Annotated in this window: 14 protein-coding genes; 7 read left to right on the forward strand and 7 right to left on the reverse strand. The window is 64.4% G+C overall.

The genetic code is table 11. The annotated features are described in order from the left end of the window. Positions 1–22: 22 nt before the first annotated feature. The 4 genes from F3W81_RS13880 to F3W81_RS13895 are packed head-to-tail and all read right to left on the reverse strand — an operon-like array spanning position 23 to position 6,742. Positions 23–2,074, reverse strand: coding sequence for a hypothetical protein (locus F3W81_RS13880; protein WP_193079727.1), 2,052 nt, complete (start codon positions 2,072–2,074; stop codon positions 23–25). Then, positions 2,074–4,863 (reverse strand): DUF4159 domain-containing protein, encoded by a 2,790-nt coding sequence (locus tag F3W81_RS13885; RefSeq protein ID WP_193079728.1) that lies wholly within the window; start codon positions 4,861–4,863, stop codon positions 2,074–2,076. The genes F3W81_RS13880 and F3W81_RS13885 overlap by 1 nt, the downstream gene beginning before the upstream one ends. Then, the gene (locus F3W81_RS13890; RefSeq protein WP_193079729.1) at positions 4,863–5,738 is read right to left on the reverse strand and encodes a DUF58 domain-containing protein; all 876 of its coding nucleotides are present in this window, start codon (positions 5,736–5,738) and stop codon (positions 4,863–4,865) included. The genes F3W81_RS13885 and F3W81_RS13890 overlap by 1 nt, the downstream gene beginning before the upstream one ends. After that, positions 5,735–6,742: an AAA family ATPase gene (locus F3W81_RS13895; protein ID WP_193079730.1), complete on the reverse strand. Its 1,008-nt coding sequence runs from the start codon at positions 6,740–6,742 to the stop codon at positions 5,735–5,737. The genes F3W81_RS13890 and F3W81_RS13895 overlap by 4 nt, the downstream gene beginning before the upstream one ends. Positions 6,743–6,812: 70 nt before the next feature. On the opposite strand from F3W81_RS13895, the gene F3W81_RS13900 reads away from it, so the two are divergent. The 4 genes from F3W81_RS13900 to F3W81_RS13915 all read left to right on the forward strand — a co-directional run bounded on the left by F3W81_RS13900 (position 6,813) and on the right by F3W81_RS13915 (position 9,488). Further along, positions 6,813–7,406 (forward strand): DUF1285 domain-containing protein, encoded by a 594-nt coding sequence (locus F3W81_RS13900; protein WP_193079731.1) that lies wholly within the window; start codon positions 6,813–6,815, stop codon positions 7,404–7,406. Positions 7,407–7,446: 40 nt separating this feature from the next. Next, entirely contained in the window at positions 7,447–8,235 is a 789-nt protein-coding gene (locus F3W81_RS13905; protein WP_193079732.1) for a hydroxypyruvate isomerase family protein, read from the forward strand. A gap of 78 nt (positions 8,236–8,313) precedes the next feature. Continuing rightward, positions 8,314–8,685, forward strand: coding sequence for a VOC family protein (locus F3W81_RS13910; RefSeq protein ID WP_193079733.1), 372 nt, complete (start codon positions 8,314–8,316; stop codon positions 8,683–8,685). Then, complete coding sequence (locus F3W81_RS13915) at positions 8,685–9,488, forward strand: helix-turn-helix transcriptional regulator (RefSeq protein WP_193079734.1); 804 nt, start codon at positions 8,685–8,687, stop codon at positions 9,486–9,488. The genes F3W81_RS13910 and F3W81_RS13915 overlap by 1 nt, the downstream gene beginning before the upstream one ends. Positions 9,489–9,522: 34 nt before the next feature. Here the strand turns inward: F3W81_RS13915 and F3W81_RS13920 are convergent, their stop codons facing one another. Continuing rightward, complete coding sequence (locus F3W81_RS13920) at positions 9,523–10,461, reverse strand: cation diffusion facilitator family transporter (protein ID WP_193079735.1); 939 nt, start codon at positions 10,459–10,461, stop codon at positions 9,523–9,525. Between the two features lie 93 nt (positions 10,462–10,554). Here F3W81_RS13920 and F3W81_RS13925 point away from each other — a divergent pair, with 93 nt between their 5' ends. Continuing rightward, on the forward strand, positions 10,555–10,965 hold the full coding sequence (locus F3W81_RS13925) for a MerR family transcriptional regulator (RefSeq protein ID WP_193079736.1): 411 nt from the start codon (positions 10,555–10,557) through the stop codon (positions 10,963–10,965). 69 nt (positions 10,966–11,034) lie between these two features. After that, positions 11,035–12,294 (forward strand): SulP family inorganic anion transporter, encoded by a 1,260-nt coding sequence (locus F3W81_RS13930; protein ID WP_193079737.1) that lies wholly within the window; start codon positions 11,035–11,037, stop codon positions 12,292–12,294. A 2-nt stretch (positions 12,295–12,296) separates the two neighbouring features. On the opposite strand, the gene polA is transcribed toward F3W81_RS13930, so the two are convergent. Continuing rightward, entirely contained in the window at positions 12,297–15,101 is a 2,805-nt protein-coding gene (gene polA, locus F3W81_RS13935) for a DNA polymerase I (RefSeq protein WP_193079738.1), read from the reverse strand. A gap of 150 nt (positions 15,102–15,251) precedes the next feature. Here polA and F3W81_RS13940 point away from each other — a divergent pair, with 150 nt between their 5' ends. Further along, positions 15,252–16,022, forward strand: a complete 771-nt coding sequence (locus F3W81_RS13940) for an SDR family NAD(P)-dependent oxidoreductase (RefSeq protein ID WP_193079739.1) — start codon at positions 15,252–15,254, stop codon at positions 16,020–16,022. Positions 16,023–16,117: 95 nt separating this feature from the next. Here F3W81_RS13940 and F3W81_RS13945 read toward each other — a convergent pair whose 3' ends face one another. Further along, positions 16,118–16,309 carry a zinc-finger domain-containing protein gene (locus tag F3W81_RS13945; protein WP_193079740.1) on the reverse strand — a complete coding sequence of 64 codons (192 nt, stop codon included), beginning with the start codon at positions 16,307–16,309 and terminating at the stop codon, positions 16,118–16,120. Positions 16,310–16,352: the final 43 nt, after the last annotated feature.

Consider the following 16,352-nt stretch of genomic DNA (forward strand, 5'->3'; position numbering starts at 1 on the left):
GGGCAGAGAACGCCCGCCGGTTTTAGCGCCGTCCTTCGCGCAGCCAGCCCGCCAGGATCAGGAACGCGCTCAGCAGCAGGACCAGCCAAGGCGGCAGAAGCGGAGTCTGCGTGACATTGCGTGTCTCATAGGCATCGCGTGGCGTCAGACCGATCCAGCCACGCCCGGCCGCGGGCCGCCCGGCGCGCACATCACGCAGCGTCGGCAGCCCGTCGGACAGACGACGCACGCCGCCGCGCGTTTCCTCCACCAACGGTTCCAAAGCTTGGCCATCGGCAATCGTCTGCTCGAACTCACGTGGGGCTGCCGGCCCAAGGCCAATGACATTGGTCAAATCGCCAGAGGTCAGACGGTAAAGCCCAATATCGGCGCCCGTGAACTCCGCCTCGAAATGCCCCGGAGAGGTCTCGCTCAGCGTGACGTCCGTTTCGGACCCATCCGGAGATGTTACAGTGACCGGCCCAGTCGTTTCCGACAGCGTCCGCCGCACGATCGTCATGGTCTGACCCACCGCTTCGGCAGTCAGCGCCTCTTCCTCCAGATCCGGCTCTTTCATCATCCAATGCGCCAGGCGCCGCAGCAGCTCAAGCTGGGGACCGCCGCCCTCGAAACCACGATTCCACAGCCAGGCATGATCGGAGGCCAGAAGGGCAACGCGCCCTTCGCCAACCCGGTCCAGAATCAGCAGCGGGCGATCTTCCACTCCCGACATGACAACCTGACCACGCTCTGGTGTGACATCTATCTGTCGCATCCAGCGGCCCCAATCGCCCTCCCACATCTGCTCAAGCCCTGCCGTCACCGGATGGCGCTTGCCCAGATCGGTGACTTTCGGACGATACCCCTCGTCGAAAACGCGCGCTGTGGGGCGGGCGGGCAGAACCTCGGCCAGGGGGGACCGATAGAGCGAATCTGCCGAGGCGAAATCAGGCCCGGCTGCGATCAGGACAGCGCCACCTTTGGTCACATAGTCGCGCACATTGTCGATATAGAGGGTCGGCAGGATACCCCGGCGCTTGTAGCGGTCGAAGATGATGAGGTCGAAATCCTCGATCTTTTCCAGAAACAGCTCACGCGTGGGAAAGGCGATCAGGGACAGCTCGGACACCGGAACACCGTCCTGCTTGGAGGGCGGACGCAGGATCGTGAAATGCACCAGATCGACAGAGCTGTCCGATTTCAGAAGGTTACGCCAGGTCCGCCCGCCGGGGTGCGGCTCTCCCGAGACCAGCAGAACACGCAGCCGGTCGCGCACGCCGTTCATCTGGACTATCGCAGAATTATTGCGCTCGGTAAGCTCCCCGGCCTGCGCGGGCGTCGAAAACTGGATGACGTTGCGCCCACCGTGCGCCAGCATTACCGGCAGTTCGAAATCGCGACCGGTCTCGGCGGTGACCTGAATTGGCTCGCCTCCGTCGAGCGATATGGCCACTTCGGCTTGACCTTGCAGACCCTCCGGAACAGCGCCGTTATCCTCAATCCGCAAGGTCAGAGTGACCTCTTCCCCCAAAATCCCGAAGGCGGGCGCGTTCTTGACGATCAGACGACGATCCCAATCCTGCGGCGTGCCGCTGAGCAGAAGATGCAGCGGCGCAGGCAGGCCCGGCGCCTGATCGAGGTCATGCAGGCGGCCGTCAGAGAGCAGGATCACCCCAGCGATGCGCGCGCGCGGTTCCTCGGCCAGCGCCTCGGAGACAGCGGTCATGAGCAGAGTACCGGAATCGCCGGCGCCATCGCCCACGGTGATCCGGCGCAACTCGGTATTGGGGCGTGCAGCGATACGATCTGCCAGCGTGTTCGCGGCCTCCTCGGTCTGCGCGGCACGATCAGCAAGGCGTTGCGAGGCGGAGCGATCTTCGACCAGCAGAACAATGTCGGTCAGAGGCGTCCGATCTTCCTGCCGCAGTGAGGGACCGCTGAGTGCAGCAAGAATCACGATACCAGCCATGCCGCGCCAGGCCCAGCCCGCGAGGCCGCGCCAAACGGCCAGCACGGTGCCGAGCAGGACGAGCCCCGCGAAAATGGCCAGAACCACCCAAGGCAGCAGCGGATCGAAGATGATATTTCCGGTCATCATTGGCCCAATCTGTCCAGCAGTGCAGGCACATGCACCTGGTCGGATTTATAATTGCCTGTCAGCACATGCATGATCAGGTTCACACCGAAGCGCATCGCAATTTCGCGCTGCCGCTCGCCCGCAAAGCCACTGCCGACGGGGACCAGAGGGTTACCGTTGCCATCCACAGCCCAGGCCGAGGCCCAGTCATTGCCGCCGATCACCACAGGCGTCACACCATCGTTGAGGTTACGGAACGGCATCCCCTCAATCAGTTCAGCATCTGCGGGGGCGGCTTCGACCCATATGGTGCCTTGTGCAAACCGGCCAGGAAAGTCCTGCAGCAGGTAGAATGTGCGCGTCAGCACGTGATCCTTCGGGATCTGCTCCAGCGCCGGGATATCCAGAGGGCGGGCAATTTCCTGCAGGCGGCGCCCTTCGGGACTGGCGGCACCAAATCCCGCAATATCGGCGTCGCGCGTATCGAACAGGATCATCCCGCCGGTGCGAAGGTAGCGGTTGAGCTTGGTATAGGCCTCATCGGAGGGGATCGGCTGCGAGGCGCTGATCGGCCAGTAGAGGAAGGGAAACAGCGACAACTCATCCGTTTCGATATTCACCGCCATGGGTGCAGCAGGCTCGACCGAGGTGCGAAAGAACAGTGTGTCCGACAAACCCTGAAGCCCGGCCTGCGCAAGATCGTCGAGTTGTTTGTTGCCCGTGACGACGTGCGCCAGAACCACCTCGGAAGTGGCGGCAATCGCGAAATCATCCGCGCTCATTGCGTCTTGTGCACGGGCCTGCGGCGCGGGCATCAGCAGCACGAAAATGGCAAGGGCTGCGGCCGTGGGCCGTGCACCGCGCAGCCGGCCGGACAGGGAAAGCGAGGCCAGAATATCCGCCAGAAGGGCTAAAAGGGCCAAGGCGAGCAGAAGGCCGCCAAGCGGCGTCTCCTCAGTCCGGGCGAGGCCTTCGACACTGACATCGGCGGGCCAGCGCGTGGGGGTCAGCGTGCTCTCGGCGCTCAGGACGTTGCGGGCGATGCTGCGATCCTCGCTCTGATAGAGACCCGGGTGCAAATCGGGGCCAAGTGGCGCGCCGAGCAGCAGGGCCCCATCGACACCGGACAGCGTGCCTGCATTGGAAATTGTCCCGAAGGCATCCACGATCCGCTGCGGCTGCCAGATCGAACCTTCCAGATCGCCGGGGTCAGGCGTGGCGGTGGCGGAACTCACCGAAAGCCGCTCCATCATCTGAACGAACAAACCGGAGAGCGGCAGGTTCGACCATTCGGTATTGGCGGTCACGTGGAACAGCACCACCTGCCCCTGCTCGATGCGTTTGCGCGTCACCAGAGGCGTGCCGTCGGTGAGCCGCGCGATGACGCGCGATGACAGAGTCGGATCGGGCTGCGCCATCACTTGCGAGGACACGGTAACATCGTCGGGAATATCGAGACCGGAAAAGGGGCTGTCCTCGTCAAAGGCCGCCAAGGTCTTGGGTTCGCCCCAGCTCATCGCGCCGCCGACATTGCGCCCACCTTCGCGCAGACGCACGGGCATGAGGGCATCTTCGGTGTCGCGGCTGACCTCACTCGCAGCCAGGCGGGGGCCCGCGAAACGCAACAGCATCCCACCCTGCGCCACCCAGTCCAGCAGCATCTTTTCTTCGCCATCCGACAGAGTGGCGACATCGGCGAGCACGATCACATCGGGGTTGGCGGGAAGGATGTCGGTCAGTGCGCCGTGCAGCAGATCCGCACTCGGCTCCAGCGCCTTTTCGAGGTAGTGCAGCGGTGACAGCAGCTCCAGCCCCTCGCGGTCATCGCGCCCGGCGATCAGCGCAACTTCGCGGCGGCGCAGCCCGTCATCCGTCAGCGATACCGCCCCGGCAGAGCGTTCGCCCGCAATCGCGAAATGCGTCAGGCGCGCCCGCAACTCCGGCGGCAGGGCAAGGTCTTTTTCGGCAACGGCACTGCCGGCGGCGAAGGTCATCTCGGTCGTGTCCAGCACCCGCATCGTGCCGGCTGGATCGCGCCCATGTGCCTGAACGGAAATCACCTGCGGCGTCTCCAGATCATGCGACGCGCGGATCGCCGTGAGCTTTACTATACCGTCGGCAAAGCCGCTCGGGCGGAGCGCGATAACATCCTGTCCGGTCTCCAGTACGCGAACCGGGCCTTTGTTACTGACGGCTGCCAGCACCTCGGCACGCCCCGGACGGTCCAGCCCGTCAGAGACCCAGACCGTCTCAAAACCACGCTCCAGTCCCTTCAGATCCCCGATCAGCCGGGTCATTTCAGGTGCATCGGAGGCCGCCGGTTCCCAGGCCTGAGGCGCGAGGCCAGGCAGGCGCGTTAGCCATGTTTCTGCACTCTGGAACATCGGCGCGTCCGGCGTGGTCAGGCGCACGACAGCGGCGGGACGGCCTTCGCGCATGGCCTCGTTGAGCAGCGTTGCAACCGCGGTTTCCTTGCGCGGCCATTCGCTGGCCGAGGCCCAGCTGCCATCAAGCAGGATCAACAGCGGCCCGGAGGCCTTTTGCGCTTCCTGCTTGGGGTTCAGCACAGGCCCCGCAAGCCCGATGATCACGGCCGCAACAGCCAACATCCGCAGCAGCAGCAACCACCAGGGCGTGCGGTCACTGACGCTTTCGTCGTCCTTCAGGCCCAGCAGCAACGCCACCCCGGGAAACCGGCGACGCACCGGCGCTGGCGGCACCGCGCGCAGCAGAACCCACAGAATGGGCAGGCCCGCGAGGGCGATCAGCAACCAGGGCGCGGCAAAACCAATCGGACCAAGAATCACTACGACGTCCCCCTGTCGAGCGCCTGCCAGATCCAGAGCAGCGCGGATTGCGCGGAGCCCTCGGTATGGTGCGTGTTGAATTGCCAGCCCGTCGCACGGCAGAGCGCCGTCAGCTCGTCCTTCCGCTCGGCCAGCCGTGTCAGATAGCGGTCGCGCAGATCGTTGGCTTTCAGCGTCTCATGGGCAACAGAGCCGCCGACGCTTTCAAATATGGTGCGCCCCTGGAACGGAAAGGCCTCTTCGATCGGGTCGAGCACCTGCAGCAACACACCACGAATCCCGCGATCCGCAGCCTTGGTCAGTGCCAGCGTCAATTGGTCCATCGGCCCGAGGAAATCGGACACGAACAGCGCCCGGGTATTCGGAATCATCGAGCGATGCTCAGGCACGCCGTAGTCCTGCTCAGCGGGCAGCGAAAAGAACTCCGCCAGCCGCAGGATCTGGTCATTGCCCCGGCGTGGCGGCAGCGTGGTGCCGGTCAGGCCGACACGCTCACCGCCGCGCACCAGCAAAATAGCAGTCGCCAGCGCCAGATTGCGGGCGCGGTCACCCTTTTGCGGCAGGTTCCTGGATGAGGTAAACTGCATCGACGAGGATTGATCGACCCAGAGCATGACGCTCTGCGCGATCTGCCATTCGCGTTCGCGCACGAACCGCTCATCCGAGCGTGCCGAGCGCCGCCAGTCGATCATACGGCGCGGATCGCCCGGCTGCACGGGGCGGTACTGCCAGAAATCATCCCCCAGACCAGCGCGCCGCCGTCCGTGATCGCCCAGCAGGACGGTCCCGGCCAGCTGTTCAGCGCGGGCCAGCAGAGGTGGAAACTTCGCGGCTTCCTCCTCAGCCCGGTGACGAAGGGCGGCGGGTGTTCTCACGCGGCGGCCTCGATCCCCGAAACGCTGGCGGCAACATCAGAAATCAACGTGCGCAGGTCATCCCCGCGCGCCCGGGCCGCAAAGTTGAGCCCCATGCGATGCGATAGCACCGGTTGCGCCATGGCCAGAACATCTTCGGGCGAGGGCGCGAGGCGCCCCTGCAGCATGGCCCGCGCACGTACCGTCAGCATCAACGCCTGTGCCGCACGCGGACCCGGGCCCCAGGACACCGTTTCGCGCACCCTTTGCGAGGCCGAAGAATCATCCGGTCGGCAGGCGCGCACCAGATCGAGGATCATCTCGACGATACTGTCACCAACCGGCATCCGCCGCAGCAGCATCTGGGCGTCCAGCAGCTCAGAATCGGTAAACACCGCATGGGCCTGCGTTTCGGTCGCCCCGGTGGTGGAGAGGAGAATCGCCCGTTCCGTATCGCGGTCCGGATAGTCGACGTCGATCTTGACGAGGAACCGGTCAAGCTGCGCTTCGGGCAGCGGATAGGTGCCTTCCTGCTCGATCGGGTTCTGCGTGGCAAGGACGTGGAACGGCTTGCCGAGGGGGCGATCTTCTCCCGCGACTGTGACCATTTTCTCCTGCATCGCCTGCAGCAGTGCCGACTGGGTGCGCGGCGAGGCGCGGTTGATTTCATCCGCCATCAACAGCTGACAGAACACCGGCCCAGAGAGAAACCGAAAGCTGCGCGACCCGTCTGCGGCCGTCTCAAGTACCTCGGAACCAAGGATATCTGCGGGCATCAGGTCCGGGGTGAACTGGATGCGACTGCCGTCCAGCCCCATCACCGTCGACAGCGTCTCGACCAGCCGCGTCTTGCCGAGGCCGGGCAGGCCGATCAGCAGGGCGTGCCCACCACACAGCAAGGCCGACAGCGTCAGGTCGACAACCGTCTCCTGCCCGACAAATCGCTGGGTGATGGAGGCCTTGGCGCGGGCCAGCTTTTCCTCGACCGCTTCGATGGCTGTCACGAGGTCATCTGCATCCGTCATGGCAAAAACTCCTGTTCGACCTATATCTTGTTTAACGAACTGTACTCACGAGATGGTTAACGGCCAATTCATGCTCACACAAAATACCGTGAAAGTGACAGCAGAGAGTATCCTTGCCTCTGCAAAAGCAGCCAAAGGCCGCGGACTTCCGCCTGTTCACAAGTGGAACCCGGACTTCTGCGGCAATCTGGACATGCGTATCGCACGCGACGGGACGTGGTTCTACCTCGGAACGCCGATCGGGCGGCCCGAACTGGTGCGCCTGTTCTCCACGATTCTGCGCAAGGATGGGGATGATTACTTTCTGATCACCCCTGTCGAAAAAGTCGGCATCACGGTGGAGGACGCACCCTTCGTCGCCGTTGATTTCGAGGTTGAGGGCACCGGCCCCGAACAGGTTCTGACCTTCCTGACAAACGTGGCAGATCAAGCAGTTGCGGGTCCCGATCACCCCATTCGCGTCGTGCGCGACCCCGACACCGGAGAGCCGTCGCCTTATGTCCTGGTGCGAGACCGGCTGGAGGCTCTGATCGACCGCAAGAGCTTTTACCGGCTGGTCGATCTGGGAGAGACCGCCGAAGTGGATGGCACAGCCTGGTTCGGTGTTCGCTCATCGGGGGCATTTTTCCCGATTATCCCTGCCGACGAGTTGACCGCACCCTAGGCCAGACGCATCGTGCTTGCGGAACGAGTGGGGTGCACAGATGCCAAGGTTTGCTGCCAATCTGACGACGTTGTTTACCGAGTTTCCGATGCAGGAACGGGTTCTGGCCGCCGCCGAGGCTGGCTTCCAAGCCGTTGAAATCCAATACCCTTACGACACGCCGGCGCAGGATATCCGTAATGCGCTCGGCCTGGCGAACATGCCTCTGGTGCTGATCAATGCGCCGCCGCCAAACTATACCGGCGGCACCCCTGGCTTTGCCGCAACTCCGGGAGGGCAGGAGCGCTTTCGTCATGATTTCCGCCGGGCCCTGCGCTATGCGCAAGCACTGAAATCGCAGCATATTCACGTCATGTCGGGGGCGGCTTTTGGCGACAGGGCGCTGGAGACTATGGTCGATAATCTGCAATGGGCCTGCGCCTTCGCACCCGAGCAGAGCCTGACGATCGAACCGATGAATGCCCATGATCTGCCGGGCTATTTCATGTGCGATTTCGAGCTTGCCGCGCAGGTGATCGGGGCCGTCGACGCGGCCAATCTGGGGCTGCAGTTCGACACCTACCACGCCCATGTGATCACAGGCAATATACTGGAAACGTGGGATAAATATGGCCACCTGTGCCACCACGTCCAGATTGCCGGTGCCCCGGCACAGGACGAACCTGATCACGACCCCATCGACTTTCACGGCCTCTTCGCGCGTTTGGATGCGGCGGGCTATGAGGGGTGGGTTGGCGCGGATTATCGCCCGCGCGGCAGAACGCAGGACGGGCTTGGTTGGCTGGAGGAGGGGAAGGCGGGCCATGACGCCTTCAAAAAACCCGCATGAGGGGGCAGACTGCTGACAGAATGCTGTCAGGAGGGCTATGTCATACCATCTGCATCACCAACCCGAAGGAGATGTGATATGACACAGCAACCCATTGTTGTCTGGGCAGAAATTCCGGTCTCGGACCTGCCGAAAGCTGTCGATTTCTACAACGCCGTCTTTGACTGGCAGATGACAATTTCGAAGATGGGGCCTGAGGAGGTCGCGGTACTTGGCAGCGCGGGGTCCGACATGGGCGTTTCCGGCAATCTGGTGCAGGGCGACTCGGGCAACGGCAAGGGCTCGGTGATCTACATCGCCGTAGCCAATCTCGCCTCCGCCACCGACCGCGCCAAGGTCGCCGGAGCGCCGATTCAGGCAGGCCCGGTCGAGATCCCCGCGGGGCGTTATGTGACCATCGAGGACCCGGACGGCAACCGCATCGGCCTGTTTGAACCAAAGGCCGCCTGATGCGCCGCGCTGACCGTCTTTTCCAGATTGTTCAATACCTTAGGGGCGGGCGTCTGGTGACGGCAGCGCAGCTGGCGGAGCGGCTGGAAGTGTCGCTCCGCACTATTTATCGCGACGTCGCGGACCTGATCGGATCGGGCGTTCCGATCGAGGGCGAAGCCGGTGTCGGCTATGTCATGCGGGCCGGATATGAGATGCCGCCGCTGATGTTTACCCAGAGCGAAATCGTCGCTCTGGTGGCGGGGGCGCGGATGTTGCGGGCCTGGGGCGGGCTGGCGATGGCCGCCGCCGCCGAAGAGGCCTTGGTGAAGATCGAAACCGTCCTGCCGCCCGCCGCCCGCGACAGGGCGAATTCGGTGCAGATTCATGCCAGACCGATGCAGTCGATGCCAGTGGAATTGCGCGAGCGGGTCGACCGGATCGAGACGGCGGTGCATGACAGAACGCGCCTGCACCTCAGCTATGGCGACGAAAAGGCCGAGAAAACTCAAAGGGTTGTGCGGCCTCTGGGGCTGTTCTTCTGGGGCAAGGTCTGGACACTGGTCGGCTGGTGCGAGCTGCGCTGCGACTTTCGCATGTTCCGTCTGGACCGCATCACCGAGATGAAGGCTGGCGCCCCCTTCCCCGTCGAGCGCGACAAATCCCTGACTGTTTTCTACACACAAATGCGGCGCGGCGATGGCTGCGAAATCGGGGGCGACTCCGGCCCCCGTCGCAGCGCCCCGGAAGCTGAAAACGGAATGTCGGTATCTGGTCGGTATCTGAACGGTATCCGGGCGGTGCGAAAACCGCCCGGAGGTTAACAGAGTGTGACGTTTTCGGCGGCGGCGCCGCCCCTCAGTGGCCGATCAGGGGCGCGCCGTGGCAGGCGTTCTCGGGCTCCTCAAGCTCGATCGTGACGTGGTGCAGACCGAAGGCCTCGTCCAGACAATCCTTGATCGCGGCGCGGGTGTCGTTGCGGCCCGTCGGCGTCGCGCAGGCCTCGGGCGTCAGGACGACATGGGCCTCAAGCGCGACCTCTTTTTCCTGCATCTGCCACAGGTGCAGGTGGTGGACCGAGGCGACGCCGCGCACCTGGCGCAGCTGGGCGGTCACCTCGCTGACGGTCGGGCTTTCGGGGCTGCCGAGCATCAGCAGGCGGATCACTGGCGTGATCTCGCTGCCCGCGTGCCAGAGGATATAGAGCGAGATGCCGATGGTGACGATGGGATCGACCAGCGTCCAGTCAAACAGCAGGATCACCGTCCCCGCCACGATCACCGCGACCGAGCCGAGGGCGTCGGCCACGTTGTGCAGGAAGGCGGCGCGCATGTTGACGCTGTCTTTCGACAGCTTCAGCACCAGCAGCGCCGTCACCGTGTCGATCACCAGCGCCACGGCGGCGACGATGACGACGGCCCAGCCCGCAACCTCGCGCGGGTCAAAGAAGCGCTGCACGCCCTCCGCCATCAGGAACAGGGCGATGACGATCAGCGTGGTGTAGTTGATGAGGGCGGCGACAACCTCGGCCCGGCCATAGCCGAAGGTCATCTCGGCATCCGCAGGGCGGCGGGCGATGCGGCGGGCGAGGAAGGCGATCACCAGCGACAGCGCGTCGGACAGGTTGTGGATGGCGTCGGCGATCAGGGCGAGCGAGCCGGAGAAGATGCCGGCGATGATCTGCACCACCGTCAGCAGGATATTGACCCCAACCGCCCAGGCGACGCGGCGGTCCCCGACAAGGTCCGGATCGGCGTGTGTATGGCCATGATGGCCGTGAGAATGATCATGCGGCATGGGGCGTCTTTCGTCTGGCTTGGCGGGGCTGGTCCCCGCGTTGCCTTTAACATAGGATCTCTAGTGACTAGAGCTTCAAGAGGTTTTTTCACAATGTTTTCCATCGGAGATCTGTCCAGGCGCACGGGCGTCAAGGTGCCCACGATCCGCTATTACGAACAGGCCGGGCTGCTGCCCGAGGGTGAGCGGACGGCGGGCAATCAGCGCCGCTACGCGCGCGCCGGGCTGGATCGGCTGCATTTCATTCGCCACGCCCGCGACCTCGGCCTGCCGCTGGAGGCGATCCGGCATCTGCTGGAGCTGTCGGACAAGGGCCGCGATTGCCACGGCGCCCATGACATCGCGCGCAACCATCTGGAGGACGTGCGCTCGCGCATCACCCGGCTGAAACGGCTGGAGGTCGAGCTGGAGCGCCTTTCGGCCGCCTGTGATCACGCGCCGGGCGAACCTTGCGGGCTGATCGAGGCGCTTGGCGATCACGGCCAGTGCGCCGGGGCGCATTAGCCGCATCGGATTGCCCTTGCGTCAGGGGTCCGCGGGGGCGTCTATGGGGCGAATGCGAGGGAATTTCCCATGAAACCAAAGATCCTGTCCACATTGCCCGGCTACAGCCTGTCCGCCTTTCGCGCCGATGCGATTGCGGGCGTCAGCGTCGCCATGGTCGCCCTGCCGCTGAGCCTTGCGATTGCCATTGCCAGCGGCGCGGACCCGGCCAAGGGGCTGGTGACGGCGATTGTCGCGGGCTTCATGATTTCGCTGCTGGGCGGCAGTCGGGTGCAGATCGGCGGGCCGACGGGGGCGTTTATCGTTGTGGTCTATGGGGTTATCGCAGCCCACGGCTATGACGGGCTGGTGCTGGCGACGCTGATGGCGGGGGTCATTCTGGTCATCGCGGGGCTGCTGCGTGCGGGCAACCTTGTGGCCTATGTGCCCGAGCCGGTGATCAACGGCTTCACCATCGGCATCGGGGTGATCATCGCCACCTCGCAGCTGAAAGACCTGTTCGGGCTGCGGATGGAGAGCGTTCCGGCGGATTTCTTTCCCAAGATCGCCGCGATGTGGGCGGCGCGGGGCACGGTGAGCCTTGCCGCTGTGGCGATTGGGCTGGCGGCGATGGTGGGGATCGTCCTGCTGCGCCGGATCTGGCCGAAGTTTCCAGGGCTGATCGTGGCGGTCGGGCTCGCCTCGGCCGTGGTGGCGCTGGTGGGCTTGCCGGTCGAGACGATCTTTTCGCGCTTCGGCAATCTGCCGGATCATCTGCCGATGCCGGGGCTGCCCGACATCAGCTGGGCGCGGGTGGCAGAGCTGCTGCCCTCGGCCTTCGTCATTGCGTTTCTGGCGGGGGTCGAGTCGCTGCTGTCGGCGATGGTCGCGGACCGGATGATCGGCGACAAGCACCGCTCCAACGCCGAAGTCATGGCGCAGGGGGCGGCGAATATCGCCTCGGCGCTGTTCGGCGGGCTGCCAGCCACGGGGGCGATTGCGCGGACGGCGACGAATGTGCGCGCCGGGGGGCGGACTCCGGTGGCGGGGCTGGTGCATGCGGTGGCGATTCTGGCGGTGATGATGCTGGCGGCGCCGCTGGCGGGCTACCTCGCGATGCCCGCGCTGGCCGGGCTGCTGATCCTGACCGCCTGGAATATGAGCGAGCCTGCGAAATGGCGCAGTTACCTCTCCGAGCCGCGCGCCGACCAGCTGCTGCTGGTGCTGACGCTGGTGCTGACGGTACTGGCCGATCTGACGGTGGCCATTGGGGTTGGCGTCGCGCTCGGGCTGGCGTTGCGGTTGCGCCGCCGGGGTGACCCGGCGGAGTGGAGTGAACCGAAGCGCTAGATCTAGTGGGCTTCGGCCCAGTTCATACCTTTGCCTGCGTCCACGACCAGCGGCACGTCGATGTGCACGGCCGGGTCGGCGGCGTTTTCCATGATGCGGCGGGCGACCTCGGCGACCTCGTCCGCGGCGCTTTCCTCAACCTCGAAGACCAGTTCATCGTGGACCTGCAGCAGCATCTTGGCGGGCAGGTTGGCGATGGCCTCGGGCATCCGGATCATGGCGCGGCGGATGATGTCGGCGGCGGTGCCTTGGATCGGCGCGTTGATCGCGGCGCGCTTGGCGAAACCGGCGCGGGGACCGGAGGCGGCGATTTCCGGCGTGTGGATGCGGCGGCCGAACAGCGTCTCGACGTAGAGGTTTTCCTTCGCGAAGGCGGTCGTTTCATCCATGTATTCGCGGATGCCGGGGAACCGCTCGAAGTAGCGGTCGATGAAGCCCTGCGCCTCGGCCCGCGGAATGCGCAGATTGCGGGCGAGGCCGAAGCCCGAGATGCCGTAAATCACACCGAAGTTGATCGCCTTGGCCTGACGCCGCACGTCTGGGGTCATCTCGTCCAAGGGCACGCCGAACATCTCGGAGGCGGTGGCGGCGTGAATGTCCTGGCCCTCATGAAAGGCCTGTTTCAGGGCGTCGATGCCCGCGGTATGGGCGAGGATGCGCAGCTCAATCTGGGAATAGTCGAGCGATAGCAGCACCTTGCCCTCGGGGGCGACGAAGGCTTCGCGGATGCGGCGGCCTTCCTCGCTGCGCACAGGGATGTTCTGCAGGTTCGGATCGGAGGAGGACAGACGCCCGGTGTTGGCGCCGGTCTGCATGTAGGAGGTGTGGACGCGCCCGGTCTCGGGGTTGATGTGTTCCTGCAGCGCGTCGGTATAGGTCGACTTCAGCTTGGAGAGCTGGCGCCAGTCGAGGATGCGGCCCGGCAGGTCATGCTCGGTCGCGAGGTCTTCGAGGATGTCGGCACCAGTGGCATAGGCGCCGGTCTTGCCCTTCTTGCCGCCGGGCAGGGACATCTTTTCAAACAGGATCTCGCCCAGCTGCTTGGGCGAGCCGACGTTGAACGTCTCGCCCGCGAGTTCGTGAATTTCAGCCTCAAGCGCGGCCATTTTCTGGGAAAAGGCGTTCGACATGCGCGACAGGGTGTTGCGGTCGACCTGAATGCCGTTGACCTCCATCTGCGCCAGAACGGGCGAGAGGGGGCGTTCCAGCGTCTCGTAAATGGTCGCGAGGCGTTCGCGGTGCAGGCGGGGTTTCAGCAGCTGCCAGAGGCGCAGGGTGACATCGGCGTCCTCGGCTGCGTATTTGGCGGCCTTGTCGATGGCGACACGGTCGAAGGTGATCTGGGACTTGCCGGAGCCAATCAGCTCCTTGATCGGGATCGGGGTGTGGCCCAGGTACCGCTCGGACAGGGCGTCCATGCCGTGATTGTGCAGACCGGCGTTCAGGGCGTAGCTGATCAGCATCGTGTCGTCATAGGGGGCGACGGTGACGCCGTAGCGGCGCAGGATCTTGGCGTCGTATTTCATGTTCTGGCCGATCTTGAGGATCGAGTCGTCCTCAAGCAGCGGCTTCAGCATGTCGAGCGCGGTTTGCAGGGGCATCTGCCCCTCGGCCAGCGTGTCGGAGGCAAAGAGGCCCTCGCCGCCGTCCTCGGCCTTGTGACCAACGGGGACATAGCAGGCGTGACCGGCGTCGATGCACAGGCAAAAGCCCACCAGATCGGCGGTCATGTCATCAAGGCCAGTGGTTTCGGTGTCGAGCGCGAGGTGGCCCCGCGCATAGGCACGGTCGATCCAGGTTTGCAGAGCGGCGGCGTCGGTGACGATCTCATAGGCGCTGTCGTCGATGGCGGGCGCTTCGGGGGCGTCGCTGACGGCGGCGGCGGGGCTCGGCTCGGTGATTTCGGGGGCGTCCTTGCCCATCTGTTCGGCGACACGGCGCGACAGGGTGCGGAACTCCATCTCAGCCAGGAAGGGCAGCAGGACATCGGGATCGGGGTCGCGCACTTCGAGATCGTCGAGGGTGAATTCCAGCGGCGTGTTGCAATCGAGCTGGACGAGCTTCTTGGACAGCTCGATCTGGGCGCGGTTGTCGATCAGGCTCTGACGGCGCTTGGGCTGCTTGATTTCCTCGGCGCGGTCGAGAAGTTCTTCGAGCGAGCCGTATTCGTTGATCAGCAGAGCGGCGGTCTTGATGCCGATGCCGGGCGCACCGGGGACGTTATCGACAGCGTCGCCCGCCAGCGCCTGCACGTCGACGACACGGTCGGGTTTGACGCCGAACTTGGCCTCGACCCCTTCGACATCGATGCGCAGGTTCTTCATGGCGTCGAGCATTTCGACCCCGCCGCCGACCAGCTGCATCAGGTCCTTGTCCGAGGAAATGATGGTGACGCGGCCACCGGCCTCACGCGCTTGGACTGCGAGGGTGGCGATGATGTCATCGGCCTCATAGCCCGCGATTTCCTTGCAGGCGATGTTGAACGCCTCGGTCGCGCGACGGGTCAGGGGCATCTGCGGGCGCAGATCCTCGGGCATAGCGTCGCGGTTGGCCTTGTAGAGATCGTAGAGGTCATTGCGGAAGGTGTGGCTGCCCTTGTCGAAGATTACGGCGACATGGGTGGGCGCGTCGGGGCCGGTGTTGCCCTCAACATAGCGGTGCAGCATGTTGCAAAAGCCGGCGACGGCGCCGATGGGCACGCCATCGGATTTGCGCGTCAGCGGCGGCAGGGCGTGGTAGGCGCGAAAGATGAAGGCGGAGCCGTCAATCAGGTGAAGATGGCAGCCGGTGCCGAATTGCGTGGTCATGTTGCGCCTCCGAAATGTCAGAGCCCCCGTAATGCCATGAACGGTTCCGCGCCGCCAGCGCACATGCGGCACTGGCGGCGGGGCCCCCATGGTAATCGGCGCGATCGTTCTTAGGTAGTGTCAGGACATAATTGCGAAAGGAGACTTCCGATGACTGGACAATCCTATGCAGGCAAGACCGTCCTGATCACCGGCGCCAATGGCGCGATCGGCACGGCAACAGCGAAGATGATGGCGGACCGGGGGGCAGAAATCTTTGCCGTCGATATTCCCGGCACCGACTGGAAGGCCTTCCGTCAGGCGGTGGGGCACGGCGACCGCGTCGACACCACGGAGGCGGATGTGACCCGTGAGACGGATGTGAAGGACTATGTGATCAAGGCCAAGACGCGCTTTGGCAAGATCGACGTGTTCTTCAACAACGCCGGGATCGAGGGGAAATACCAAGAGCTCCCCGATCTGGATATCGAGAACCTGGAGAGCGTCTTCAACGTCAACGTGAAGGGCGTGGTGATGGGGCTGAAGTACGTGCTGCCGCTGATGTATGCCGCCGGCAAAGGCGCGGTGGTGAATGCGTCTTCGGTTGCGGGCTTGGGCGGATCGCCGGGGCTGACCCCTTATATCATGTCCAAACATGCCATTCTGGGGGTGACCCGGACGGCCGCGCTGGAAGCCGCTGCCAAGGGGGTGCGGGTGAATTGCGTCAATCCGGGGCCGATTGATGGGCGGATGATGGATTCGATCAACGACGGTCAGGGCGGCCAGCAGAAGATGCATGACGCCACGGCGGCGGCGATCCCGATGCAACGGTTCGGCACGCCGGAGGAAGTCGCCGGGTTGGTGGCGTTCCTCGGATCGGACGACGCGGGGTATTGCAACGGTGGGTTTTATACCGTGGACGGGGCGATGACGGCAGCCTGAGAAGAGGGGGCTCTGCCCCCGCCTTCGGCGCCCCCGAAGTATTTACGGCAAGATGAGAGAGCGCGCCTGTGCGGAACGGGCGCGCTTTTTCGTGTTTAGTGGCTTGCGGCGTCGGGGGTCCCGTGGCCCTTGAGCACGTATTTCGCGTCGCAGTAGCCGCATTCGACGAACCCGGTGTCGTCGGGAATGGTCAGCCAGACGCGCGGGTGGCCGAGCGCCCCTTCGCCGCCATCGCAGGCGATCTTGTGGCTTTCGACGATCCTGGTTTCCGGTGCTTCGATCGGCATGGGCTGTCCCTTTGCATATGGCTGTGCTGGTTCGGAATTACCG

The sequence above is a fragment of the Pseudooceanicola spongiae genome (assembly GCF_014899185.1).
Lineage (GTDB): Bacteria > Pseudomonadota > Alphaproteobacteria > Rhodobacterales > Rhodobacteraceae > Pseudooceanicola > Pseudooceanicola spongiae.